The following is a 24,314-nucleotide window of genomic DNA, read 5'->3' as shown; positions in this document are numbered from 1 at the left end:
TCAGACCGCCACGGTTTCGCTGCGCAGCAGGTTGGCCGGCAAGCCGAAGGCGGCAGGGCCGCCGACCGCCGTGATGGCCTTGCGCACGAAGCGGTCATCGACCAGGTCGCGCGCGGCGAACTTCGGATCGAGGTTGGCCAGGAAGCGCGTATCGCCTTCGACCTTGGTACGGCCGATGGCGCGCACCAGTTCTTCCGTGTACGAGGCAAACGGATACGGCTGGAAGTCGATGCGGCGCTGCTGCCAGTTCTTGTGCACGATCAGGCCCTGCTTTTCGTAGCCGGCGTAATCGGTGGTGGCCAGCACCTTGGTCAGCACCTGCAGCGGATGCGGCGTGTAGCGGTGCTCGCCCACGTTCGACAGCAGCTTGGCCGTGTCGACTTGGTTCGTGCGCGTCCACAGCTGCGCCTTGACGATGGCATTGGTGACCTTTTGCGCCCATTCCGGACGCGTGTTGATGTCGCGCTCGGACAGGAAGGTGACGCAGCACGCGTGGTTCTTCCACACGTCGCCAGAGAAGCGCAGGATCTTGCCGATGCCGGCGTTTTCCGCCGCCGCATTGAACGGTTCGGCCACGATGTAGCCGGCGATCGACTTGCTGGCCAGGGCCGAGACCATTTCGGCCGGCGCCAGCACGATCAGGTTGACTTCATTCGGCTTGATGGCCGCGTTGCGCGCGCGCGTGACCGGCGTCAAGCCATTCGAGGACAGAATCTGCTGCAGCAGGATGTTGTGGATCGAGTACCAGAACGGGATCGCGACCGTGCGTCCGCCCAGGTCGGAAACCTTGTTGATCTCGTTGGCCACCGTCAGCGCGGACCCGTTGACGTGGTTCCAGGCGACGACCTTTGCGGGGAACTTGGCGCCGTAGCGCACCCACAGGGTGGCCGGCGACAGCAGGTGAATCACGTTGACCTGGCCGGCGACGAAGGCTTCGATGATCTGCGCCCAGCTGCGGAACAAGCGCGGCGTTTCCGCCTGCAAGCCTTCCGCTTCAAACAGCTTGCGGGCGTGGGCGACGAGCAGCGGGGTGGCGTCGGTGATGGGCAGGTAGCCGATTTTCACGGGCTGGTCGTCGCCTTTCGGGCCCTGCTGGGCCATGGCGTCGCCGGCGAACAGCAGGGGCGAAGCAACGCTGGCCGTGGCCAGTGCCGACATGCGCAGGAAGTCGCGCCGCGTCAGGCCGCAGTCGCAATCGGACGAGGCGCAGATGTGCAGGGGTTTGTTGTGGTCTTCGAATGTCATGGGAATGTTCCGGTCGATTAATTGGGAGCAAAGGCGGGCGCTTGATCCTGCTTTTGCAGCGCCTGCAGGGCGTCGAGGATGTCCATCTTGAGGGCGATGACGTCGGCGCTGTGGCCGATGCGTGGCTGGCTGATGGAGACGGGCCATTCGCGCACGATGTTGCCCGGCTTGCCGCCCATCAGCAAGATGCGGTCGGCCACGAGGATCGCTTCGTCGATATCGTGCGTGACGAGCAGCACGGCCGTGTGCCAGCGGTGCACCACGTCGACCAGCAGCGACTGCATCTCGGCGCGCGTGATGGCGTCGAGCGCGGAAAACGGTTCGTCGGCGAACAGCAGTTCCGGCTCGCGCGCCAGCGCACGGGCTAAGGCCACGCGCTGCGCCATGCCGCCCGACAGGGCGGACGGATACAGCTTTTCGCGGCCCTTCAAGCCCACCGCTTCGATGGCTTGCGCCACGCGCGCCTGGTGCGCCTCGCGCGTGAGCTTGGGCTGGTGCTTGAAGTCCAGGCCGAAGCCGGCATTGCCCGTGACGTTCAGCCAAGGCAAGAGGCTGGCCTGCTGGAAGACGAGGGCGCTGCGCGGGTCCGGTTCGCGCATGGGAGCGTCGAGGAACTGAATCTCGCCCGTGGATGGCGGCTGCAAGCCGGCCAGCACGCGCAGCAGGCTCGATTTGCCGCAGCCGCTGCCGCCCAGCAGGCAGACGATTTCGCGCTTGCGCACACCGAGCGAGACGTGCTGGAACACGGGCGCGGCGCCAGCATACGAGAAGCTCAGATCCTGCGCCTGCAAGGCCCAATCGGCAACGCTCATGCCTGCGCTCCCGCCGCCTTGGCCGCCTGCTGGCTGTCGAACAGCTGCAAGGCCGCCTGCAATTGCGTCAGGCTGGGGGTGACGATGGGGATGAACGACGATTCGCGCCAGCGGCGGGCAAAGCCATGCTGTTCGGCGTTCAGGTAGGCGCGTCCGCCCATCGCTTGCAGTTCCAGCATCAGGGCCTGCTGCAGCACATCGGCCAGCTGTATGCGCAGGCGGAACATGGCTGGTGCCTGCGTCTTGAAGCGGCCATCGTGCACGCCGGCCAGCAGGGTGGCGACAGCTGCCTCCAGAGTCGCTTGCAGCGCTTCGATGCGTGGCGTGAGCTGGTTGCGCGAACCGGCGGAAATCTGCGCCGCTTTGGCCAGGCTGGCGCGCGTCAGGCCGATCGACAGGCCGCACTGCATGCCCAGAAAAGCCGGGCGCACCTGCGGCAGCCAGGCTGGCGCATTGTCGCTGATGATGTCCGCGGCGGGGATGTGCACCTGCGCCAGCTTGACGGAGGCCGTATTGCTGCCGCGCAGGGCGATCAGGTCCAGGTCGTCGCTGCGCTTGACACCCGCCGTGCCGCTGTCGAAGGCGATGATGACGGGTGGCGCGCCGTCGTCCGGCGCCACTGCTGCCGCCGCGACAAAGCCCGCCTTGCGCAAGTTCGTCACCCACGCCAGGCCGCCGTCGACGAGCAAGCCGTCATCGTGGCGCGCGCCCGTGATTTGCAGCTGCTCGATGCCGGACAAGAATTTCATGGCGTTCGACAAACCGCTGGCGCCTGCCTGCGTGCCGGCCAGCAGGGCGGGCAGGCGGCGTTCGGCCAGCGCGCGGTTTTCGCTTTGCAGCAGGAATTCGATAAAGCAGCGCTGGCCCCAGAAGACAAAGGCCGCCGTCACCGATTGCTCGGCCACTTTGGCGATGGCGTCGATGGCGTCGCGCACGCCGCCGCCCGCGCCGCCGTGTTCTTGCGGCACGCCGATAGCCAGCAGCTTGTCGCCAGCGAGGGCCGGTAATACGGTTTCAGCCAGCTCCGGCGATTGGTCGAGCTGGTCGGCATGCATGTGCAGCCAGTGAGTGAGGTTCGCCATGTCAGACGGCGCCAGGCAGGTAGGGCGTCAATTGCGGATTGACGGGCGTGCCGGCCAGGCTGTTGGAGAAATTGCACAGGGTGGCCAGGCTGATGCCCAGCACGACTTCCAGCGCCTGCTGCTCGTTGTAGCCGGCGGCCAGGAAGGCTTGATATTCCACGTCGCTGACGGCGCCGCGCGTGGCGATGACTGCCGTGGCGAAGGCGGCGATGGCGTCCAGCTTGGCGTCGTTCGTCGGCTGGCCGTGCTGCAGGGCGCGTACCGTGTCGGGCGTCTGGCCCGCTTTTTTCAGCGAGATGGCGCTATGGCCGGCGATGCAGAAATCGCAGCCATGGATGCGCGCGGCCGTGATCTGCACCACTTCGCGTTCCATTAACGTCAGGCTGGCGCGCGCATTGATGCCGGAGACGGTCAGATAGGTTTCCAGTGCCAGCGGGGCATTGGCCAGAACGCCGATCAGGTTGGGCAGGAAGCCATTGTTGGCGATGGCCTTTTCCACGAAGGGGCGGCTATCGGCCGGGGCGGTATCGAGAGTGTGCAGCGTCAGACGGGACATGGGGTACCTTGCTAAGTTAGTAAGTCACCCGGCCATTATATCGGCCATGCCGTGCACGCAACAGACGTCAGCGTCGTCCTTTTGTGCTCGTTCGTCTGCGATTGTGCGATCCTTGATTTCGGCAGGCGCTTAGCTGGCCAGCTGCCGCAATCTCTGGTCGCGCCGGTAGGCGCCCGGCTGCTCGCCCGTGACCCGTTTGAAGGCGCGCGTAAAGGCGGCGTGCGAGCGGTAGCCCACCAGTTCGGCCGCGCGTTCGACGGAAACGCCGTCGTGCAGCCGGCGCGCGGCGATCTTCATGCGCAGCAGGAGCAGGAACTGGGCCGGCGAGTGGCCGCTGGCGCTGGCGAAATGCTTGCAGAAGCTGGCGCGCGACATGCACGCCGCCTTGGCCATGTTCTCGATCGACCAGTCGTCGGCGGGCGCGTCGAGCATGCGTTCGAGCAGTGGCGAAAATGCGGGCTGGTGCAGCAGCGACAGCAAGCCGGCCGCCACTTGCTCGCCCTGCGCCACGTGGCGGATCAGGTAAAAGAACAGCAGCTCGACCAGGCGCGCGATCAGCGGCGACGGCTGCTCCGGATCGCCGCCGGCCTCCGCCAGGATCAGGTCGAACAGCGCGGCGGCGGCGCTGAAGGCGGGCGCGTCGCCGCGTATCAGCAGATACGGCGGAAACGAGTCGACGATCAGCGCGGAGAGGGCGCCGCGAAATTGAAAGAAGCCGCAAGCCAGCGCCGTCGCCGGCTGCTCCGTGGGCGTTTGCAGCGGCAGCATCGCTTGCGCGCTGACCGCCTGCAGCGGGTCGCTGTGGGGGCTGAGAAAATGCGGCAAGTCGCGCAGCAGGAAGACGCCGTCGCGCGGGCCGAGCGCGATCGGCGCCGCGCCATCGAGGTGAAGATAGCAGTGGCCATCGAGCACCAGGTGAAAGCTGCCCAGTTCCCGGCCCGCCGTGGAGGCGCGCCAGCGGCCGCAGTACTGGCCCACATGCAGGACGGCGGTATCGAGTTCCAGGCTGCCGAGCAGCCAGCGCGCCAGTCTGTCGGTATCAGGGTGCATGGGATGGCAAAGGCAAAAGCTCCATCATACGGGCCAGGCGCGGCAAGGCCAACGACCGATTTCGATTAAGCATATGCGCGCCGCGCTTGCCACTTAGCGTTTGCCGCTGTGCTGCTGGTACGTGGGGCAGTCGACCTGCAGCAGCGAGCGGTCTTCCAGGCACACGGCCGACAGTTTTCCGCCCCACACGCAGCCGCTGTCGAGGCCGATCAGGTGCGGACGCAATTGCAGTCCCAGCGCCGACCAGTGGCCGAAGACGATGGTGTCGCCGGCGCTGCGCCGGTCCGGCACGTCGAACCAGGGCAATAGGCCGGAACCTGGCGGCGGGCTGCCGCTTTCCTTCATCTTGAAGTCCATCACGCCGTCCGGCGTGCAAAAGCGCAGCCGCGTCATGGCGTTGACGATGCAGCGCAGCCGGTCGGCTCCCTGCAGGTCGTCGCGCCAGGCGGCCGGCTCGTTGCCGTACATGGTGCGCAGGAACGCCACCCAATCATCGCTGCGCAGCATGCTGGACACTTCCCCGCTCAGGGACAGGGCCTGGGCCGCGCTCCATTGCGGCAGCAAACCCGCATGCACGAGCACATGGCCGTCGTGTTCCAGTGCCAGTGGCCGCTGGCGCAGCCAGTCGATCAACTCGTCGCGGTCGGGCGCATCAAGGATTTCGGCGAGGGTGTCGGACGCATGCTCGGGCCGGATGCCGTTGGCCACGGCCAGCAGGTGCAAGTCATGGTTGCCCAGGACGCTGTCGGCCAGGCCCTGCCGCGCCAGCGCATGAATGTGGCGCAAGGTGGCCAGCGAGGCGGGGCCACGATTGATCAAGTCGCCCGCGAACAGCAGGCGGTACGGGCCATCCGCCGCCGTTTGGATCCGTTCGATCAGTGCGACGGTTTGGTCATGGCAGCCTTGCAGATCGCCGATAAAATAAGTTTTCATATGTGCCGGGGTGAAGTGGACTACGCGCCTGCATTATAAGCATGCCTGCCCTTTGATGTTGGGACATTGCCGGCAGATGACTGATTGCGCGCATGGCGGGCGGGAAGAAAAAAGCCGGTGCCGATTATGCCGGATGGGGATTTGATTTGGCCGCATTCCCTGCGGTCATATACTGCTCATAATCCGCCGGCACGGCTGCCGGAATGAATCGCCGCGCCACGCCAGCCTTGCCGGCATGCCGGAATGCCATTTCATTCATGTTTATTCACCTCCATGCGCGCTTCCGTTATATTCTTCATTTAATCTTAATGTTGGGCCGCTAAATAAACCGGGAGCCGTGATTCAATTGACGACGGATTATGCAATGGTGCGCAAATGTTTATGCAATGTAGTATATTCCAGGTGATTTTATTATTTAAATTAATATAAAGGATGTACGAATGGATCTGTCTACGATGACGATGCTGGAATTGCGCAAACTGGAAGATAATGTCAAACAGGAATTGAACAGCCGCGAGCGCGAAGACTTGAACAAGGCGCGCGAACAGATCATGGCCATCGCGCAGCAGGCGGGCATTCCGCTGAAACAGCTGATACTCGATGGTTTGCACCCGCGCACGGGCAAAGTCGCGGTACGTTATCGCCATCCTGACAATACCGCTGAACAATGGACAGGCCGCGGCCGCCAGCCGCTGTGGGTCAGGCAGTGGGTGGAGTCGGGCAAGTCGATCGATCTGCTGCGCGTATAATTCGGTATACTCTTGGCGCAGTAGCAAGCTGGCAGCCGTACGCTGCACCTTGCCAGGCTCCCTATTTATTCCTTATTCGCCCCTTACTTATACCGCCCACACCATGCTTCCATTGTCCAGAACGATCTTCAAGGCCTACGATATTCGCGGCATCATCGCTAAAACCCTCGATGCCAGCGTGGCGCACAAGATCGGCCAGGCATTTGGCCAGGCCGCCCTGGCCAAGGGCGAGCAGCGGGTCGTGATCGGCCGCGATGGCCGTTTGTCGGGACCGGAATTGACGGCGGCGCTGGCGCAGGGCTTGCAAGCGGCAGGCGTCGACGTGATCGACCTGGGCGTGGTGGCCACGCCGATGGTCTACTTCGGCACGAATGTGCTCGATACGCGCTCCGGCATCATGGTCACGGGCAGCCACAATCCACCCGACTACAACGGCTTCAAGATGGTGCTGGCCGGCGAAGCGATCCACGGCGAAGCGATCCAGGCGCTGTACCACAGCATCGTCGCGCACGACGGCAGCGCCAGCGCCACGCCGGGTAGCTATGCCACGCACGATATCCGCGCCGCCTACCTCGAGCGCATTCTGGGCGACGTCAAGCTGGCGCGCCCGATCAAGATCGCCGTCGATTGCGGCAATGGCGTGGCCGGCGCATTCGCGGGCGACCTGTTCCGCGGCATGGGCTGCGAAGTCATCGAACTGTTCTGCGAAGTCGATGGCAATTTCCCGAACCACCATCCGGACCCGGCGCATCCGGAAAACCTGCAAGACCTGATCCGCTGCCTGGCCGAGACGGATGCGGAAATCGGCATCGCCTTCGACGGCGACGGCGATCGCCTGGGCGTGGTCACCAAGGATGGCCAGATCATCTACCCTGACCGCCAGATGATGCTGTTCGCCGCCGACGTGCTGACCCGCCACCCTGGCGCGCAGATTTTGTACGACGTCAAATGCACGCGCCACCTGGCGCCGTGGATCAGCAAGCATGGCGGCGTGCCGCTGATGTACAAGACGGGCCACTCGCTGGTAAAAGCCAAGCTGCGCGAAACGGGTGCACCGCTGGGCGGCGAAATGAGCGGCCATATCTTCTTCAAGGACCGCTGGTACGGTTTCGACGACGGCCTGTATTCGGCCGCGCGCCTGCTGGAAATCCTCACGCGCGAAGCGGATCCCTCGAGCTTGCTGAACTCCCTGCCGCAGTCCGACAGCACGCCGGAACTGCACCTGGAACTGAAGGAAGGCGAGAACGTCGCGCTGATGGACATGCTGCGCCGCGACGCCGTCTTCCCCGGCAATGAACAGATCATCACCATCGACGGCTTGCGCGTGGAATACGCGGACGGCTTCGGCCTGGCCCGTTCGTCGAACACCACGCCGGTGATCGTCATGCGCTTCGAAGCGGAAACGCCGGCAGCGCTGGCGCGCATCCAGGGCCAGTTCAAGAGCGTGATCCTGGCCGCCAAGCCTGACGCCGTCCTGCCGTTCTGACAGCATGGCCGGTCAACCTGGCGCACAGGCGCCCTTGAAACTCCTGCTGGTGCGGGTGTCTTCGCTGGGCGATGTGCTGCATAACCTGCCGATGGTGGCGGACATCGCCCGCCATTTCCCGAACGCGACCATCGATTGGGTGGTCGAAGAGGGCTACACCAGCCTGGTGCGCCTGAACCCGCGTGTGAATACCATCTTCCCGTTCGCGCTGCGGCGCTGGCGCAAGAGCCTGGGCAAGAAAGAGACGCGCGCGGAAATCGCCGCCTTCTTCCGCAGCCTGCGCCAGACGCACTACGATTATGTGTTCGATACCCAGGGCTTGCTCAAGACGGGCATCATCATGGGCGCCGCGCGCCTGGCGCCGGGCGGACAGAAGGTCGGTCTGGCCAATGGCAGCGAAGGCTCGGGCTACGAAGGCATCTCGCGCATTTTTCACACGAAAAGCATTCCGCTCGACCCGCGCACACATGCGGTAGCGCGCGGCCGCCTGGTGGCCGCCGCGGCGCTCGGCTACACGGTCGACACGCCGGCCGATTTCGGCTTGCCGGAAGTGTCGCGTAGCGAGCCGCGCCCGGACTGGATGGGCGAAGCGCCCTACTGCGTGTATTTCCACGGCACGGCGCGCGACGCCAAGAAATGGGCACCGGAAAACTGGATCGCCCTGGGCCAGGCACTGGCACCGATGCCGATTTTGCTGCCCTGGGGTTCGCCCAAGGAAAAGGCGGAAGCGGAAGTGCTGGCGGCCGGCCTGCCGAACGCGCGCCTGCTGCCGAAACTATCGATGGGCGACGCCACCCTGCTGGCGCGCCATGCGGCGCTGGTGGTCGGCGTCGACACGGGCCTGACGCACATTGCGGCCGCCTTCGTGCGCCCGACGGTGGAAATCTATGCCGATTCGCCGCTGTGGAAAACGGAAGGCAACTGGTCGCCGAAAATCATCAACCTGGGCGACAAGGGCGCGCCGCCCGGCGTGCCGGACGTGCTGGCCGCGGCACGGCGCCTGCTGGCAGACTATCCTCCCGCCTGACTTTAACATTCAATAAACATGCGACTTCTTTATACCCTCGCCTGGTGGCTGGCCTTGCCCCTGGTGCTGGCGCGGCTGTGGCTGCGCGGACGCCAGGAACCCGGCTACCGCCAGCACTGGGGCGAGCGCCTGGGCTTTTACGGGCGCCAGCCGGCGTCTGCTACAAACACCATCTGGCTGCACGCCGTCTCCGTCGGCGAGACGCGCGCGGCCGAGCCGCTGATCGATGCGCTGCTGGCCGCCTGGCCCGCGTGCCGCATCGTCCTCACACACATGACGCCGACGGGGCGCGCCACGGGTAAATCCCTGTTCGCCAAACACGGCGCGCGCCTCGTGCAAAGCTATCTGCCCTACGACACGGGCGCCATGCCGGCCCGTTTCATCCGCCATTTCGCGCCGCGCATCTGCATCCTGATGGAGACGGAAGTGTGGCCGAATCTGATCCACCAATGCAATCGCTACAAAGTGCCCGTGGTGCTGGCCAATGCGCGCCTGTCGCAGCGCTCGCTGGGCAAGGCGCAGCGACTGGGCAAACTCATTGCCGACGCGGCGCGCGGCATCACCCTGGTGGCGGCGCAGACGCAGGACGACGCCGATCGCGTGCGCCAGCTGGGCGTGCGGGACGTCGTCGTCACGGGCAGCATCAAGTTCGACGTCGTTGTGCCCGAGGCTGCCCTGGCGACGGGGGCGGCGCTGCGCGCAGCCATCGGCCAGCGTCCCGTGCTGCTGTGCGCCAGCACGCGCGAAGGGGAAGAGCAGCTGATCCTCGATGCGTATATCCGCTCGGGCCTGCCCGCGCATGCGCTGCTGCTGATCGTGCCGCGCCATCCGCAGCGCTTCGACGAGGTGGAAAAATTGATCGCGGCGCAGGGCCTGACAGTGCAGCGCAGGTCCGGCCTGGCGCGGGACGATGCCGTTGCTGCCGACACGCAAGTGCTGCTGGGCGATTCGATGGGCGAGATGTTTGCGTATTACGCGGCCTGCGATTGCGCCTTCGTCGGTGGCAGCCTGCTGCCGCTGGGCGGGCAAAACCTGATCGAGCCGGCGGCGCTGGGCAAGCCCGTGCTGATCGGTCCCCACACCTTCAATTTCGCGCTGGTCACCGAGCAGGCGATTACGTCCGGCGGCGCCGCGCTGGTGGCGGACGCCGATGCACTGATGGCGCAGGCGTCGGCCTTGCTGCAGGATCCGTCGCGTTTATCGTTGATGGGAGAAAAAGCGCTGGCGTTTGCCAACCAGCACCGGGGGGCCACGCCGCGTACCATCGCGGCCATCAAGCCTTTGCTGCCGTGATGGGCGCGCGGCCAACAATGGCGTCGGATTAGCTCGTAGAGCGTAATCCGACAAGCGCCTACGTGAACAGCACAGGCAACTCCTGCGAGCGCTTTCTGAGCGCCTGCTTGGCGCCGTCATAATCGGGATAAATCGATTCCACAGTGGCCCAGAAGCGGGGGCTGTGGTTCATTTCCAGCAGGTGCGACAGCTCGTGCGCCACCACGTAGTCGATCAGCGGCAGGGCGAAGTGGATCAAACGCCAGTTCAGGCGGATCTTGCGCTCGATGGTGCAGCTGCCCCAACGCGTGCCGGCCGACGATAGCGACAGCGAATCGTAGCGCACGCCCAGCTTGTCCGCATAGACGTCCAGGCGCGCCTCGAACAGCTGGCGCGCTTCGTGCTGGAACCAGCCTTTCACTTTTTCCTTCAATTGCTGCTCGCTGCCCGTGGGCGTGACCCATACGTGCAGCTCATTCGTCTCGCGCTGGAAGCTGGCGCGGTGGCGCGGCGCCTGGTGCAATCGCAAGGTGATCTCGCCACCGAGGTAGGGCAGCACGGCGCCATCGACCCAGGCCACGGGCGGGCGCTGCTGGCGCTGCACCTTGCGCTCGCCCCGTTCCAGCAGCTTCGAGACGATCCAGCCTTGCTTGGCGCGGATGGCGTTGTCGATTTCGGCCAGGGTGACGCGCTTGGGTGCCGTGACGCGCAAGCCGTTATCGTCGATCATGAAGCCGATGGAACGGCGTGTGGAGCGGCGCAGGGCGAATTCGACGAGGTGGCTGCCCAGCTGCAGCTGGCGCAATGGCGGGCCATCGGCGGTGCGTGGCGGAGAAGGCAGGGGAGGCGGGGCAGGACGAACGATGGGCGGCGCGGGCGCCACTACCGGTGGCGCCACGGGCGGCGCTGGCGGTGCCGTGGGGCGCACCGCCGGGGGCGTGCTGGTCGAGACGTCATGCGCGAACAAATCCAGTTGCTGGTCGCCGACCTTGATGGTCTTCATCTGCTGGCGCAGTGTCGGCTCCTGAATGACCGCGCTGATGCCGTCTAGCCAGCGTTGTAGGCGTGAGGCGAAATGACGCGCATTTCTGATTCTATCCAATTTTCCACCTGTTGCATCATGCTGTCCGGGGTTTGCCCTTCCGGCGAAATCGGTTTGCCTATCGAGACGGTGATCAGTCCCGGGCGTTTGAGGAATGACTGCTTGGGCCAGCACTCGCCTGAATTGTGCGCAATCGGCACCACCACGGCACCCGTGGCAATGGCCAGACGCGTGCCGCCGCTCTTGTACTTGCCCGCCTGGCCCACGGGAATGCGGGTCCCTTCAGGGAACATGATAATCCATTGGCCATCGGCCAGCCGGCGCTTGCCATGCGCGACGACGCTCTTGAACGCATGCTTGCCCTGCTTGCGGTCGATGGGGATCATGCGCAGCAGCGCCATGGCCCAGCCGAAGAAGGGGATGTACAAAATCTCCTTCTTGAACACATACACGAGCGGACGTGGCAGGCTGGGAAGCAAAAAGATGGTTTCCCATGCCGACTGGTGCTTCGACAGCACGATGGCCGGCGCGTCGGGGAAGTTCTCGGCGCCCTTGACTTCATAGCGGATGCCGCAAATGACCTTGGCGCACCACAGGATAAACACGTTCCAGCGCGAGGTGACCCAATAGCGCTTGTTGTAGCTCAATGGCGCGGCAAAAAAGCACACGCAGGCCCAGACGATGGTGGCCACGATCATGATGATCATGAACAGCAGTGATCGCAGGAACAGGGAAATATTACGCAATGCGGTTCTCCGAAAATTAGATACTGAATGCCACGGTGGGCGCCGGTGCCGCTGGCGCCTTGAGCAGGTGGCTGACCACGGCCGCCAGGTCGGGGAAGACCTGGGTGCCAGGCGGCAGGCCACCCGTCTCGTTGGTTTTTTCGCCCTTGCCCGTCAATACCAGGTAGGGCAGGCAGCCGCTGATGAAACCGGCCTGCAGGTCGCGCAGCGAATCGCCGACCGTGGGCACGCCTTTCAGGCTGGTGTTGTAGCGCTGCGAGATTTCATGGAACATGCCCGGTTTCGGTTTGCGGCAGTCGCAATTGTCCGCGCCCGCGTGCGGGCAAAAGAAGATAGCGTCGATATCGGCGCCCACCTGCTGCGCCAGCGTGTGCATCTTCTGGTGGATCGCGTTCAGCACCGTCATGTCGAAGTATTCGCGCGCGATGCCCGACTGGTTCGAGGCGATCACCACGCGATAGCCAGCCTGGTTCAGGCGGGCGATCGCTTCGAGCGAGCCGGGGATCGGCAGCCATTCGGCCGGCGACTTGATGAAGTCCGGCGAGTCATGATTAATGACGCCGTCGCGGTCGAGAATAATCAGTTTCAGCGCCGGAGTACCCATTATGCCGCCAGCTTGGAAATATCGGCCACGCGGTTCATCATGCCGTGCAAAGACGAGAGCAAGGCCAGGCGGTTGTTGCGCAGGGCGACATCCTCGGCCATCACCATCACGTCGTTGAAGAAGCCATCGACGTCGTCGCGCAGCTGCGCCAGCGTTTGCAGGGTGCTGGTGAAGTCGCCCTTGGCAAAGGCCGCGTCGACTTCCGGCTGCACGCGCGAGACGGCGGAGGCCAGTTTTTTCTCCGCTTCGTCCTGCAGCAGCGCCACGTTGACGCCGCCGGCGGCAACCTGGCTGACGGCTTCCTCGTTCTTTTTCAGGATGTTCGTGATGCGCTTGTTGGCAGCTGCCAGCGAGGCGCTTTCCGGCAGTGCGGCAAACGCCTGCACGGCTTCCAGGCGCTGCACGATGTCGTCCAGGCGGTCCGGATTCTGTGCCACGACGGCTTCGATTTCATTCGGCGAGAAGCCGCGCTCGCGCAGGATGCCGCGCAGGCGGTCCAGCATGAAGGTGGTGACGTCCGCGACCGGGTCCTTGAAGCCGGGCACCGCTGCGAACTGCGCTGCCGCATCCGCCAGCAAGCCCTGGATCGACAATGGCAAGCGTTTTTCCAGCAGCATGCGCAGCACGCCCAGCGCATGGCGGCGCAGCGCGAACGGGTCCTTGTCGCCCGTCGGCGCCAGGCCGATGGCCCAGATGCCGACCAGGGTTTCCAGCTTGTCGGCCAGGGCCACGGCGGTGCCGGTGGCGGTGGACGGCAGGGCGTCGCCGGCAAAGCGCGGCTGGTAGTGTTCGGAGGCGGCCAAGGCCACTTCTTCCGGCTCGCCGTCATGGCGCGCGTAGTACGTGCCCATGATGCCTTGCAGTTCGGGGAATTCGCCCACCATGTCGGTCAGCAGATCGGCCTTGGCCAGCAGGGCGCCCCGTTCGGCCAGTGCCACGTCGTAGTCCAATTTGGCGGCGATGGCGCCAGCCAGCGACTTGACGCGCTCTGTGCGTGCTGCTTGCGTACCCAGCTTGTTGTGGTAGACGACGTTGGCCAGCAGTGGCAGGCGCGATGCCAGGGTTTTCTTCTTGTCCTGCTCGAAGAAGAACTTGGCGTCGGACAGGCGCGGACGCACGACGCGCTCGTTGCCGCCGATGATGTGCTCGGGCGTGTCCGTCTCGATGTTCGAGACGATCAGGAAGCGCGAGCGCAGCTTGCCTTCGCTGTCGGTCAGCGCGAAATACTTCTGGTTCGTCTGCATGGTGAGGATCAGGCATTCCTGCGGCACGGCCAGGAATTCTTCCTCGAAGTGGCATTCATACACGACCGGCCATTCGACCAGGGCGGTGACTTCGTCGAGCAGCGCTTCGGGCATCAGCACCTGGTCGGCGCCGGCCTTGTCCAGCAGCTGGGCGCGGATGCGTTCCTTGCGTTCTTCGTTGCTGGCGATGACGCTGGCGTTGAGGATCAGCGATGGCGCGTAGTTTTCCGCGTGCGCGATGGCGATCGGTTCGCCGTCGGTCAGGAAGCGGTGGCCCAGGGTGGTGCGGCCGGCCGTCAAGCCCAGCAGGGTCAGCGGCAGGATATTGATGCCGTGCAGGGCGATCAGGCTGTGGGCAGGGCGCACGAATTGCACGGTGGTGCCGTCCGGGCGCTGATAGCTCATCAGTTTTGGAATCGGCAGCTTGGCGGCCGATTCGGTCAACGCAGCTTGCGCGCCGGCGGCGAGCTGGCTGCCTGGCGCCGTGTACGTGTAGAAGAAGCTTTCAGCCTTGCCGTCGGCGGCGCGTTCCAGCTCGGCCACCGTCAGGTCGGGGAAGCCCAGCGCGGCCAGTTTCTTGGCCAGCGGCGGCGTGCCGTTGCCGTTCGCGTCCAGCGCCACGGAGACGGGCAGGACTTTTTCGCGGATCGATTTGTCGGGCGAGACTTCGCGCACGTTGGTGATGGAGACGGCCAGGCGGCGCGGCGAGGCGTAGCTGGTGGCGACGCTGTCGGCTTCGAGGAAGTCGCGCGCTTTCAGGCCGTTGACGATGCCGGCCGTGAAGGCGGCGCCCAGTTTGGCCAGCGCTTTCGGCGGCAGTTCTTCGGTCAGCAGTTCGATGAGCAGTGTTTGGTTCATGGTGTTCTTGTCTGGTACGGCGGTGTATGAGCTAGGCGATCAAGCGGCGGCGGGTTGGTCTGCGGCGGGCAGCATCGGGAAACCGAGGCGTTCGCGCGAGTCGTAATACGCTTGCGCCACCAGGCGCGACAGGGTGCGCACGCGGCCGATGTAGGCGGCGCGTTCCGTCACCGAGATGGCGCCACGCGCATCTAACATGTTGAAGCTGTGCGACGCTTTCATGATTTTCTCGTAGGCGGGCAGGGTCAGTTGCAGCTCGATCAAACGCTTCGCTTCCGCTTCGTAGTTGCCGAACTGTTCGAACAGCAGGTCCGTATTCGCGTGCTCGAAGTTGTAGGTCGATTGCTCCACTTCGTTCTGGTGGAAGACGTCGCCGTAGGTCAGTTTTTTCGTAGTGCCGTTCTCTTCCCACTCCGTCCATACCAGGTCATACACGTTTTCCACGCCTTGCAGATACATGGCCAGGCGTTCGATGCCGTAGGTGATTTCGCCCAGCACGGGCTTGCAATCGAGGCCGCCCACTTGTTGGAAGTAGGTAAATTGGGTCACTTCCATGCCGTTCAGCCAGACTTCCCAGCCCAGGCCCCAGGCGCCCAGGGTCGGGCTTTCCCAGTCGTCTTCGACGAAGCGCACGTCATTCTGCTTCAAGTCCAGGCCCAGCGCGGCCAGCGAACCCAGATACAGGTCGAGGATGTTTTCCGGCGCCGGCTTCAACACCACCTGGTACTGGTAATAATGCTGCATGCGGTTCGGGTTTTCGCCATAGCGGCCATCTTTCGGGCGGCGCGACGGCTGCACATACGCGGCGCGCCAAGGTTCCGGGCCGATCGCGCGCAGGAAGGTGCCGGTGTGGAAAGTGCCGGCGCCGACTTCCATGTCGTAAGGCTGGAGCAGGGCGCAACCTTGCTTGTCCCAATAGGTTTGCAAGGTCAGGATAATTTGTTGAAATGTGAGCATCGTATGAGTTCGCCGCGCGGGAGGCTGCGCTTTGTTAAGGTTTGCTTGAAGCCCGGACGCATGCTTGGCAGCGCGTCCGGGCCGGGGTTTTGCTAATTTTAGCGGTTTTTACGGGCCCACTGTGACTCTTCGGGCAATATCGGCCGCTTATTGCTGCGCGGCGCGGCCACGGCGGGCGGCGCGCGACAGCAGGAAGGCTGTCAGCAGGGCCAGCGCGGCCAGGGCCAGCACCAGTTTATTGCCGTACAGAATGTATGGCGTCATGCCGCCCATGCCTTGCACCTTGGCCGCCAGCGTGGCTTGCTGTTCCGGCGGCAGCAGGCTTTGCACGACGCCCTTGCCGTCGATGACTGCGGTGGCGCCCGTGTTCGTCGAGCGCAGCATCGGGCGGCCCGTTTCCAGGCTGCGCATCTGCGAAATCTGCAGATGCTGCGGGATGGCGATCGAGTCGCCAAACCAGGCCAGGTTCGAGATATTGAGCAGCACGGACGCCGACTGCTTGCCATGGCGGTGGGCGCTGGCCAGCTGGCCGGCGATTTCCTCGCCAAACAAGTCTTCGTAGCAGATATTCGGCAGCACCAGCTGGTCGCGCACGGGCAAAGGCGCTTGTACTTCCGCGCCGCGGCCCATGTCGCCCAGCGGGATGGCCATCATGGCGACAAACCAGTGCAGGCCGGGCGGCACGAATTCGCCGAACGGCACCAGATGGTGCTTGCGGTACTGGTAGTACGGTCCCGGCGTGCCGTTGGGCGTGATGCCTACGGCCGCATTGTAGAAGCGCTGCTGCTCGTCGAGCACGGGCATGCCGACCAAAATCGTGCTGCCCGTCTGCTGTGCATAGGTGCCCAGGCTATCTAGATAGCCTGGCGGCAGCTGGTGCGGCAGCACGGTGACGGCCGTTTCCGGTGTGGCGATCAGGTCGGCCGGCGCGCTGGTGATGGCGCTCTGGTACATCTGCAGGGCGCCCAGCACGAAGCCGGGGTCGAATTTCTGCTGCTGCGGCACGTTCCCTTGCAGCAGGCGCACGGTGATCGGGCGTCCGACAGGGTGGGTCCACGCCACGTACTGCAAGCCGATGCCGGCCGCGTACAGCGCGATGACGCCGCCCAGCGCAAACCAGCGCGTGCGGTGCGTCAGCAAGAGCAGGGCGCCGGCGGACAGCGCCGCCAGCCAGCCCAGGCCATACGAGCCGATGATGGGGGCAAAGCCGCCCAGCGGGCTGGTATTGTGGGCGTAGCCGGTGGCCAGCCACGGGAAACCCGTAAACAGCCAGCCGCGCGTCCATTCGAACAGGGTCCACGTGGCGGGCAATATCAGCAAGGTCATGGCGGGCAGGGACAGCACCCAGCGCTGGCGCAGCCAGGCGGCCGCGCCCATGGCCAGGGCCACGTAAATGGCCATCAGGAGGGCCAGCAAGGCCACGGCGATGGCGGCGATCGGTGCGGCCATATCGCCATAGCGGTGCATGGAGATATACAGCCAGTGCGTGCCGGCCGCGCACCAGCCGAAGCCGTAGGCCCAGCCGATCAGCGCGCCGGCCTTGACGTTCGATGCGCGCAGCACCTGGTAGAACAGCACGCCCAGGCTGAGGATTTGCAGCGGCCAGTAGCCGAAAGGGGCGAACGCCAGCACCGCGACGGCGCCGGCGATGGCGGCAGTCAGCATGCGCGCCCACGTGCTGCGGGGCGGTTTGGCGGGGGCGTTGGGATCGACGCGTCTGAAACGCATTTACAGCACGCGCATGTCAGAGTTCCAGTTCCGGCACGTTGGGCAGGCGCTCGACGAGCAGCACGTGCACCTGGCGCGCATCGGCGCGCAGTACCTCGAAGCGCAGATTACCGAGGTCGAAAATATCGCCCTTGTGCGCCATGCGGCCCAGGTACTTCGACACGAGGCCGCCGATGGTGTCGACGTCGTCGTCGACCAGATGGCTGCCCACTTCTTCGTTGAACTGTTCGATTTCGGTCAGCGCCTTGACACGCCAGCGGGGGCCGAACTGGCCTTCCTTGAGCGAGAGGATATTGTCCTCGGCTTCGTCGAAGTCGTATTCATCCTCGATGTCGCCGACGATCTGTTCCAGCACGTCTTCGATGGTGATCAGGCCGGCGACGCCGCTGTATTCATCGACGACGATGGCCATGTGATTGTGGTTGGCGCGGAAATCGCGCAGCAGCACATTCAGGCGTTTCGATTCGGGGATGAAGATGGCGGGGCGCAGCATGTCGCGCACGTCGAAAGTCTCTTCTGCGTAATAACGCAGCAAGTCTTTCGCCAGCAGGATGCCGATGACCTTGTCGCGTTCGCCTTCGATCGCGGGGAAGCGCGAGTGGGCGGTCGACAGGACTTCCGGCATCCACTCCTCGATCGGCTTGCTGATGTCGATGACATCCATTTGCGAACGGGGAATCATGATGTCGCGCGCGCAGAGATCCGATACCTGGAACACGCCTTCGATCATCGACAGGGCGTCGGCGTCGATCAGCTTGCGTTCATGCGCATCGTGTAGAACTTCGAGCAATTCTGCACGGTTCTCTGGCTCGGGGGAAATGAGTGCGGTCAGGCGTTCAAACAGTGACCGGTGGGGCTTGACGTCAGTTCTGACGCCACTAGGGTGCTCGGGCATAGGAGGCGTGAGCCGTTGTTGCGAAGGGATATAGGATACACCAAAAGTGGGGCCATACCGGATTTCCCCGCTTTTGATGTAAATTTAATACGTTGAAGTGCGCCGTTGCGCGATGTTTTACGCCGCTTCCGGGCCCAGCACGCGCGCGCGCAAGGCCGCCACGTCGGCCTGCCAGTCGGCGAAATGCTCGCTGTCTTGCCACAGCTGGCGCAGTTCCGACGATTCGGCCGTGATGCGCTCGAAGGTCAGGCGCGCTTTTTCCAGCAGCGGTGGCGTCACCTTCTTCTTGCAGGCGGCCACCCATTCGTCCACTTCCGCGGTGGCCGGGTCGTTTTCTCCCGGCTTGCCCAGGAGGCGCGCGATCACGTCCAGCGCGGCCAGCGCTTCGGCGGCGAACGGCGCTTCCAGCTCCGCTTCCTGGCTGTCGATGACGTTGTCGAGCGTCGTCTCGACCAGTTCCAGGGTTTTATATTCGTGCAAGTCCTGCGCCCAATCCATGGCGTAGTCGTTGCCGAAGGCGTCGGTGGCCCAAGTGCCCATAGTGTGTCCTTGTTGCGTGTGTGGTTGATGGTGCTATTGTGGCATGTGGGGTGTTGTCGGGTTACGGCGTGCCGCCTAACCCGACCTACCCCGACCTACGCGGTTTATTTTTGGTCCGCGTAGGGATCGGCAATCCCCAGCTTGGCGAGGATGTCCGTTTCCAGGCCTTCCATCTCGGTGGCTTCCTCGTCATCCATGTGGTCGTAGCCTTGCGCATGCAGCACGCCGTGGACGATCAAATGGGCCGTGTGCTCTTCCACGCTTTTCTTTTGTTCCGCCGCTTCCTTTTCCAGCACGTCCGTGCACAGGATGATGTCGGCGCGCGTCGGCTCGTCGTCGCCCAGTTCTTCGCCTTCGTTGTAGGCGAACGTCAGCACGTTGGTGGCGTAGTCCTTTTCGCGGTAGTCGCGGTTCAGGGTGCGGCCTTCGTCCGCGTCGACGAAGCGGATCGTGAATTCGGCTGGCGCGAACAGGGCCGCCTTGACCCAGCGGCGCACTTTCGGGCGCGTGATCAGGGCTTCCAAGCGGGTGTCCGGGTATTGCACGGACAGGGACAGTTTATTTTTTTCGGACATTTTTGGCGGCAGCTGGTTTCAATAAGGAGGGCAAGTGGGCGGCATCGGCATTGGCCGCCTGCGCCGTTTCATAGGCGTCGACGATGCGTGCGACGAGCGGATGGCGCACCACGTCGGTGCTGTTAAATTGCGTGAAGCCGATGCCGCGCACGTCTTTCAACACGTGCACTGCGTCGATCAAGCCGCTCGTCTGGCTCTTGTGCAGGTCGACTTGCGTCACGTCGCCCGTCACCACGGCCTTGCTGCCAAAGCCGATGCGCGTCAAGAACATCTTCATCTGTTCGACGGTGGTGTTTTGCGCTTCATCGAGGATGACGAAGGCGTGGTTCAAGGTGCGTCCGCGCATATAGGCCAGCGGGGCGATCTCGATCACCTGTTTCTCGAACAGCTTCTGCGTGCGGTCAAAACCGAGCAAATCGTACAGCGCGTCGTACAGGGGACGCAGATACGGGTCGACCTTTTGCGCCAGGTCGCCCGGCAAGAAGCCCAGACGCTCGCCCGCTTCGACGGCGGGGCGCGTCAAAATGATGCGCTTGACGGCGTCCCTTTCGAGCGCGTCGACGGCGCAGGCGACGGCCAGATAGGTTTTGCCCGTGCCGGCAGGACCGACGCCGAAGCTGATGTCGTGTTCGAGGATGTCGCGCAGGTAGGCGATCTGGTGCGGCGTGCGCCCGCGCAGGTCGGAGCGCCGTGTTTTCAGCACGGGGCTGGCGATGTCCGGTTCGACAAAGGTGCTGGCGGGCGCGTTGGCGTGGTGTTCGGAGGCGGCGGACAGGCCCGCGCGCTGTTCCACCAGGGCCAGCTGCACTTCTTCGAGCGGCACGACCTTGTTGGCGATGGCGTAGAACTGCTCGAGGATTTCCACGGCGCGTTCGGCATTGCTGCCGCCGACGATGAATTTCTCGCCGCGGCGGAAAATCGTCACGTCGAGGGCGGCGGAAATCTGGCGCAGGTTTTCATCGAGCGGTCCGCACAGGTGCGCCAGGCGCGTGTTATCGAGCGGCTCGGGGATGAAGTAATGCGGCTGTATCGGGGCTTTGGTTTTCAACTGGCTCTTTTCAATGCGGGGGCGCTGGCGACCAATTCGCCGCGCAGGGTGTAGGAATGGCTTTCGGTGATGCGCACGTCGACCAGCTGGCCGACCAGCTGCAGCGCGTCCGGGCCGGCGTCGAAGTTGACCACGCGGTTGTTCTCGGTGCGGCCTTGCAGTTCACTGTCATCGGTGTCCTTTTTGGAACGGCCTTCGACGAGGATGGTTTGCACCGTGCCTACCATGGCCAGGCTGTACTTGCGAGTGTTGGCGTCGATGGCCGCCTGCAGCTGCTGCAAGCGGGCCAGTTTCACCTCGTGCGGCGTGTCGTCTTCCAGGCTGGCGGCCGGCGTGCCGGGGCGCTTGCTGAAGATGAAGCTGTAGCTGTTGTCGAAGCCCACGTCCGCGATCAGCTTCATCATGGCGTCGAAGTCGGCTTGCGTCTCGCCGGGGAAACCGACGATGAAGTCGGACGAAATGGCCATGTTCGGGCGCACGGCGCGGATGCGGCGGATGATGGACTTGTATTCGAGGCCCGTGTAGCCGCGCTTCATGGCGCCGAGGATCTTGTCGGAGCCATGCTGCGCCGGCAGATATAAATGGTCGACCAGCTGCGGGATCTTCGCGTAGGCGTCGATCAGGCGCTGCGTGAATTCCTTCGGGTGGCTGGTGACGAAGCGCATGCGTTCGATGCCGGGAATGTCGGCCACGTATTCGAGCAGCAGGGCGAAGTCGGCGATCTCGCCGCCTTCCATCGCGCCCCGGTAGGCGTTCACGTTTTGCCCCAGCAGGGTGATTTCCTTGACGCCCTGGGCGGCCAGGCCCGCCACTTCCGTCAGTACGTCCTCGAAGCGGCGCGACACTTCCTCGCCGCGCGTGTAGGGCACGACGCAGTAGCTGCAGTATTTGCTGCAGCCTTCCATGATGGAGACGAACGCCGAAGCGCCTTCCACCTTGGCTGGCGGCATGTGGTCGAACTTTTCGATTTCCGGGAAGCTGATGTCCACTTGCGCATCGCCGCTGGCGCGGCGCAATTCGATCATCTGCGGCAGGCGGTGCAGGGTTTGCGGGCCGAAGACCATGTCGACATACGGCGCGCGCTTGACGATGGCGTCGCCTTCCTGCGACGCCACGCAACCGCCCACGCCGATCAACAGGTGCGGCTTGGCCAGTTTCAGCTCGCGCAGCCGGCCCAGGTCGGAAAACACTTTTTCCTGCGCCTTTTCGCGCACGGAGCAGGTATTGAGCAGGATCACATCGGCGTCTTCCGGCGTGTCGGTGCGCACCAGGCCATCGGAGGCGCCCAGCACGTCGGCCATCTTGTCCGAGTCGTACTCGTTCATCTGGCAGCCGAAGGTTTTAATGAATACTTTTTTCTGCATGGAGTCAGGCGCTTATCGGTAAATGTGGCTGCAAATAAGTGTGGCGGAAAATAAGCTGGGCAGGCGGCTTGCGCCGTGCGCCGCTCGGGGCGGGAGGCGGTGGATGACCGGCCGGGCGCCTCTGGCTGCCCGGTGGCAGGCTCGCTGCAAGTTCAGGCCATAGTTTAGCGTAAATCGCGGGCACGGGCCATGTCGTGCTGACCTTGCCGACAAGGTTGCCGCTTGTATATGCCGCCATGTGTCGTGATGCTCAAAAGCATTTATTGCCGTACGTCACCATTGATTTGTAACAAGTTGCTGCAAAGCCTTGTGTGCGCCCGCTGGCATCCTAATGTGTTGAAATAGCATCGTTGCCAAGCCAACCAGCAGCTTGATTGATATTTAACAATCAGGAAGTTTGCGCGAGGCGCAGATGCCGCGTGTTTGGGCTAGTATATTGTCTTATATGCAATTCATTTTGGTGGATTGCAGTGCTGTTTACTCACGCGGCAAGTTGCGTACGTTGGCTGGGCGTGGCTGTGCGAGTCCTGTGCGGGCAGTGCGATAAGGAGGAAGGGCGGGGGAAGGCTGAATCAGTGGGCAAGACGTTTATTTAAACACTCTAAGCCAGCCTTAAGTTCGTATCGGCATTATTTTCTACATTCACCAGACGAGGAAAAATCATGGCACATCATGCATTAGCATCGCAAGAGAGTTACAACCCGAACCACCTGCTGGATATTCTGCTGAGCAAGATGCAGCTGAAGAACGATGCAGCCCTGTCGCGTCTGCTTGAAGTGGCGCCACCGGTCATCAGCAAGATCCGCCACCACCGCTTGCCGGTCGGCGCCTCGCTGCTGATCCGCATGCACGAAGTAACGGGCATGAGCATCCGCGACCTGCGCGACTTGATGGGCGACCGCCGCACCAAGTACCGTCTGTCCGACGCCCAGGGCCGTCCAAAAGCGGAAGACCGCGGCGATGCGCAAGAATCGAATTACGCGCACTGATGTGGCGGTTGTACGCTGACTGTGCCGCTTGCGTAGCTGCTGGCGGCAACAGGCTGGCGTGGACCGGGCAGCATGGACGTACCGTCATACCCCTAACGGCTTTCGCTTCGCAGCGAGGGCCGTTTGCGTTTGCGGCGTTGTGAGGACATTGCTTAGCTCAGCAGTGCCGAGGTGATTTCATCGTAGCGCAGTTCCGTCTCGCGGAACAGCTGCAGATACGCGTCTTCGCCCAAGCCCAGCGCATCCCAGGCCACCGGCGAGACGCGCGGCACCATGTCGTCGCCCGCCTGCGCCAGGTCGAGCGCGCAAACAATCGCGTTGGCCACGTGGATCAGCGATGCAAGAAAGCCTGCCCCTGGCGTTTCCGGCTGCAGATAGTTGCCCAGCGCCAGGCGCATGGTGTCGGAAAAATTCCAGTGTTCGGCCAGGGCCACGCCCGCCTGCACATGGTCCACGCCCAGCACGGCCTGTTCCGCTTCGAGCAGGCTGCAATCGTGCGCGGCCTGGTGCGCGATGACTTGCGCGTAGTGGGCGGGAAAGCTGCTGACCAGCACCAAGCGGCCGATGTTGTGCAGCAAGCCGGCCGTGAACGCGTAATCCTGGTTGAAGCGGATCTGCCGCGCCAGCACTTTGGCGCAGGCGGCCGTCGCCACCGAATGGCGCCAGAAGGCCTTGTCGTCGAAACCGGGGCAGAGACCTTCCGGGAAGCAACCGGTGATGGCGGCCGACGTGATCAGGCTGCGCGTCGTCTGGAAGCCCAGATAAGTGATCGCCTGCTGGATGGTGGTGGCCTTCACTTGCAAGCCATAGTGGGATGAATTGGCCAGGCGCAGGGTTTTCGCCGTCAATGCCTGGTCGTACGACACTTTTTTGGCCAGCACGGAAATATCGACATCTTCCTGGTCGATGCTGTTGAGCAACTCCATGACGACGGCGGGCAGCGAAGGCAGGTCATCGAGGTGGGCGACGATATCGTCGAGCGTCAGTTGCGTGCTCATGCGGACTCTCCCGTGCCCAGGCGGTACGCCGTGACATAGCTGCGCAACAAGGTGGTGGCCGCGTCCAGGGGATCGTCGGGATCATGCTTGCGGAACAGGTAGGCCAGCCGTTCGCTGTCGGCCGCCTGCTGCGCGGCGATTGCTTCCGGAGTAGGGGGCGGCGCCTGGATCGGCAGCATGTCGATGTTGTGGCGCGGCATCAGGGCCAGCATGTTTTCCGTCAATACGGCGCCTTGCGGCAACAGCACTTGTCCATGCGCATCGAGCAAGACATCCGACAAGATCATGCCGGGACGAACTTGTTCCAGGGGTAGATGTTGATGCGTGACCGCCATGACGACTCCTTAGATGATTGCGGGATATTACCATTGCCATGCCGCAATGTCTCAACCTGCATCAAAGTCCCTATCGAAAGTGGAAATACTGTAAATCTTGCCAATAAGCATGTCATACCGTACATTTGATTCAGGCCCTTGTATTGCCGACGTATCTGCGCCCGCGCCGCGGGCCGGCG

General features: G+C 63.7%; 25 protein-coding genes. 5 read left to right on the top strand and 20 right to left on the bottom strand.

Annotated elements, in window-relative coordinates; translation table 11 throughout:
* The 7 genes from KO538_RS07300 to KO538_RS29325 form a co-directional block, all read right to left on the bottom strand.
* Nucleotides 1-1,245: an ABC transporter substrate-binding protein gene (locus KO538_RS07300; protein WP_034746706.1), complete on the bottom strand. Its 1,245-nt coding sequence runs from the start codon at nucleotides 1,243-1,245 to the stop codon at nucleotides 1-3.
* Nucleotides 1,246-1,262: 17 nt separating this feature from the next.
* Nucleotides 1,263-2,057 (bottom strand): ABC transporter ATP-binding protein, encoded by a 795-nt coding sequence (locus KO538_RS07295; protein ID WP_219327906.1) that lies wholly within the window; start codon nucleotides 2,055-2,057, stop codon nucleotides 1,263-1,265.
* Entirely contained in the window at nucleotides 2,054-3,139 is a 1,086-nt protein-coding gene (locus KO538_RS07290) for an acyl-CoA dehydrogenase family protein (protein ID WP_219327905.1), read from the bottom strand. The genes KO538_RS07295 and KO538_RS07290 overlap by 4 nt, the downstream gene beginning before the upstream one ends.
* A gap of 1 nt (nucleotide 3,140) precedes the next feature.
* Entirely contained in the window at nucleotides 3,141-3,695 is a 555-nt protein-coding gene (locus KO538_RS07285) for a carboxymuconolactone decarboxylase family protein (RefSeq protein WP_219327904.1), read from the bottom strand.
* 129 nt (nucleotides 3,696-3,824) lie between these two features.
* Nucleotides 3,825-4,745 carry an AraC family transcriptional regulator gene (locus tag KO538_RS07280; RefSeq protein ID WP_139090772.1) on the bottom strand — a complete coding sequence of 307 codons (921 nt, stop codon included), beginning with the start codon at nucleotides 4,743-4,745 and terminating at the stop codon, nucleotides 3,825-3,827.
* A gap of 93 nt (nucleotides 4,746-4,838) precedes the next feature.
* A complete protein-coding gene (locus KO538_RS07275) occupies nucleotides 4,839-5,678 on the bottom strand; it encodes a symmetrical bis(5'-nucleosyl)-tetraphosphatase (RefSeq protein ID WP_219327903.1) in 840 nt (279 codons plus the stop codon).
* 124 nt (nucleotides 5,679-5,802) lie between these two features.
* Complete coding sequence (locus tag KO538_RS29325; RefSeq protein WP_257620212.1) at nucleotides 5,803-5,937, bottom strand: hypothetical protein; 135 nt, start codon at nucleotides 5,935-5,937, stop codon at nucleotides 5,803-5,805.
* Between the two features lie 181 nt (nucleotides 5,938-6,118).
* Here KO538_RS29325 and KO538_RS07270 point away from each other — a divergent pair, with 181 nt between their 5' ends.
* From KO538_RS07270 to waaA, 4 genes are all read left to right on the top strand, one after another.
* Nucleotides 6,119-6,427: an H-NS family nucleoid-associated regulatory protein gene (locus KO538_RS07270; RefSeq protein ID WP_070301219.1), complete on the top strand. Its 309-nt coding sequence runs from the start codon at nucleotides 6,119-6,121 to the stop codon at nucleotides 6,425-6,427.
* Between the two features lie 103 nt (nucleotides 6,428-6,530).
* On the top strand, nucleotides 6,531-7,913 hold the full coding sequence (locus KO538_RS07265; protein ID WP_219327902.1) for a phosphomannomutase/phosphoglucomutase: 1,383 nt from the start codon (nucleotides 6,531-6,533) through the stop codon (nucleotides 7,911-7,913).
* 4 nt (nucleotides 7,914-7,917) lie between these two features.
* A complete protein-coding gene (gene waaC, locus KO538_RS07260; RefSeq protein WP_070301220.1) occupies nucleotides 7,918-8,940 on the top strand; it encodes a lipopolysaccharide heptosyltransferase I in 1,023 nt (340 codons plus the stop codon).
* Between the two features lie 18 nt (nucleotides 8,941-8,958).
* Nucleotides 8,959-10,233 (top strand): lipid IV(A) 3-deoxy-D-manno-octulosonic acid transferase, encoded by a 1,275-nt coding sequence (gene waaA, locus KO538_RS07255; RefSeq protein WP_219327901.1) that lies wholly within the window; start codon nucleotides 8,959-8,961, stop codon nucleotides 10,231-10,233.
* A gap of 58 nt (nucleotides 10,234-10,291) precedes the next feature.
* Here waaA and KO538_RS07250 read toward each other — a convergent pair whose 3' ends face one another.
* The 11 genes from KO538_RS07250 to miaB form a co-directional block, all read right to left on the bottom strand.
* Nucleotides 10,292-11,215: a M48 family metallopeptidase gene (locus KO538_RS07250; protein WP_070301222.1), complete on the bottom strand. Its 924-nt coding sequence runs from the start codon at nucleotides 11,213-11,215 to the stop codon at nucleotides 10,292-10,294.
* 44 nt (nucleotides 11,216-11,259) lie between these two features.
* On the bottom strand, nucleotides 11,260-12,000 hold the full coding sequence (locus KO538_RS07245; protein ID WP_034746739.1) for a 1-acyl-sn-glycerol-3-phosphate acyltransferase: 741 nt from the start codon (nucleotides 11,998-12,000) through the stop codon (nucleotides 11,260-11,262).
* Nucleotides 12,001-12,016: 16 nt separating this feature from the next.
* Complete coding sequence (gmhB, locus tag KO538_RS07240) at nucleotides 12,017-12,604, bottom strand: D-glycero-beta-D-manno-heptose 1,7-bisphosphate 7-phosphatase (RefSeq protein ID WP_219327900.1); 588 nt, start codon at nucleotides 12,602-12,604, stop codon at nucleotides 12,017-12,019.
* The gene (glyS, locus tag KO538_RS07235) at nucleotides 12,604-14,706 is read right to left on the bottom strand and encodes a glycine--tRNA ligase subunit beta (protein WP_219327899.1); all 2,103 of its coding nucleotides are present in this window, start codon (nucleotides 14,704-14,706) and stop codon (nucleotides 12,604-12,606) included. The genes gmhB and glyS overlap by 1 nt, the downstream gene beginning before the upstream one ends.
* A 39-nt stretch (nucleotides 14,707-14,745) precedes the next feature.
* Nucleotides 14,746-15,663 carry a glycine--tRNA ligase subunit alpha gene (gene glyQ / locus KO538_RS07230; protein ID WP_034746745.1) on the bottom strand — a complete coding sequence of 306 codons (918 nt, stop codon included), beginning with the start codon at nucleotides 15,661-15,663 and terminating at the stop codon, nucleotides 14,746-14,748.
* A gap of 147 nt (nucleotides 15,664-15,810) precedes the next feature.
* The gene (lnt, locus tag KO538_RS07225; protein ID WP_257620211.1) at nucleotides 15,811-17,391 is read right to left on the bottom strand and encodes an apolipoprotein N-acyltransferase; all 1,581 of its coding nucleotides are present in this window, start codon (nucleotides 17,389-17,391) and stop codon (nucleotides 15,811-15,813) included.
* Nucleotides 17,392-17,407: 16 nt separating this feature from the next.
* On the bottom strand, nucleotides 17,408-18,286 hold the full coding sequence (locus KO538_RS07220; protein ID WP_034746750.1) for an HlyC/CorC family transporter: 879 nt from the start codon (nucleotides 18,284-18,286) through the stop codon (nucleotides 17,408-17,410).
* A 117-nt stretch (nucleotides 18,287-18,403) separates the two neighbouring features.
* Complete coding sequence (locus KO538_RS07215) at nucleotides 18,404-18,826, bottom strand: DUF4259 domain-containing protein (RefSeq protein ID WP_219327898.1); 423 nt, start codon at nucleotides 18,824-18,826, stop codon at nucleotides 18,404-18,406.
* A 104-nt stretch (nucleotides 18,827-18,930) separates the two neighbouring features.
* Nucleotides 18,931-19,401 (bottom strand): rRNA maturation RNase YbeY, encoded by a 471-nt coding sequence (gene ybeY / locus KO538_RS07210; protein ID WP_219327897.1) that lies wholly within the window; start codon nucleotides 19,399-19,401, stop codon nucleotides 18,931-18,933.
* Nucleotides 19,385-20,449, bottom strand: a complete 1,065-nt coding sequence (locus KO538_RS07205) for a PhoH family protein (protein ID WP_034746759.1) — start codon at nucleotides 20,447-20,449, stop codon at nucleotides 19,385-19,387. The genes ybeY and KO538_RS07205 overlap by 17 nt, the downstream gene beginning before the upstream one ends.
* On the bottom strand, nucleotides 20,446-21,813 hold the full coding sequence (gene miaB, locus KO538_RS07200) for a tRNA (N6-isopentenyl adenosine(37)-C2)-methylthiotransferase MiaB (protein WP_128141956.1): 1,368 nt from the start codon (nucleotides 21,811-21,813) through the stop codon (nucleotides 20,446-20,448). Before miaB ends, KO538_RS07205 begins: the two co-directional genes overlap by 4 nt.
* A gap of 662 nt (nucleotides 21,814-22,475) precedes the next feature.
* Here miaB and KO538_RS07195 point away from each other — a divergent pair.
* Nucleotides 22,476-22,802 carry a hypothetical protein gene (locus KO538_RS07195; protein ID WP_034746769.1) on the top strand — a complete coding sequence of 109 codons (327 nt, stop codon included), beginning with the start codon at nucleotides 22,476-22,478 and terminating at the stop codon, nucleotides 22,800-22,802.
* A 152-nt stretch (nucleotides 22,803-22,954) separates the two neighbouring features.
* On the opposite strand, the gene KO538_RS07190 is transcribed toward KO538_RS07195, so the two are convergent.
* Together KO538_RS07190 and KO538_RS07185 are read right to left on the bottom strand one after the other, a co-directional pair.
* Entirely contained in the window at nucleotides 22,955-23,800 is an 846-nt protein-coding gene (locus tag KO538_RS07190) for an HDOD domain-containing protein (RefSeq protein ID WP_219327896.1), read from the bottom strand.
* Nucleotides 23,797-24,135 carry a hypothetical protein gene (locus KO538_RS07185; protein ID WP_257620210.1) on the bottom strand — a complete coding sequence of 113 codons (339 nt, stop codon included), beginning with the start codon at nucleotides 24,133-24,135 and terminating at the stop codon, nucleotides 23,797-23,799. Before KO538_RS07185 ends, KO538_RS07190 begins: the two co-directional genes overlap by 4 nt.
* Between the last annotated feature and the right edge of the window lie 179 nt (nucleotides 24,136-24,314).

The sequence above is a fragment of the Janthinobacterium sp. NKUCC08_JDC genome (assembly GCF_019345575.1).
Taxonomy (GTDB): domain Bacteria; phylum Pseudomonadota; class Gammaproteobacteria; order Burkholderiales; family Burkholderiaceae_D; genus Janthinobacterium; species Janthinobacterium aestuarii.
Note: the sequence above shows the minus strand (reverse complement) of the source record. Positions and strands in the feature narration are given on the sequence as shown.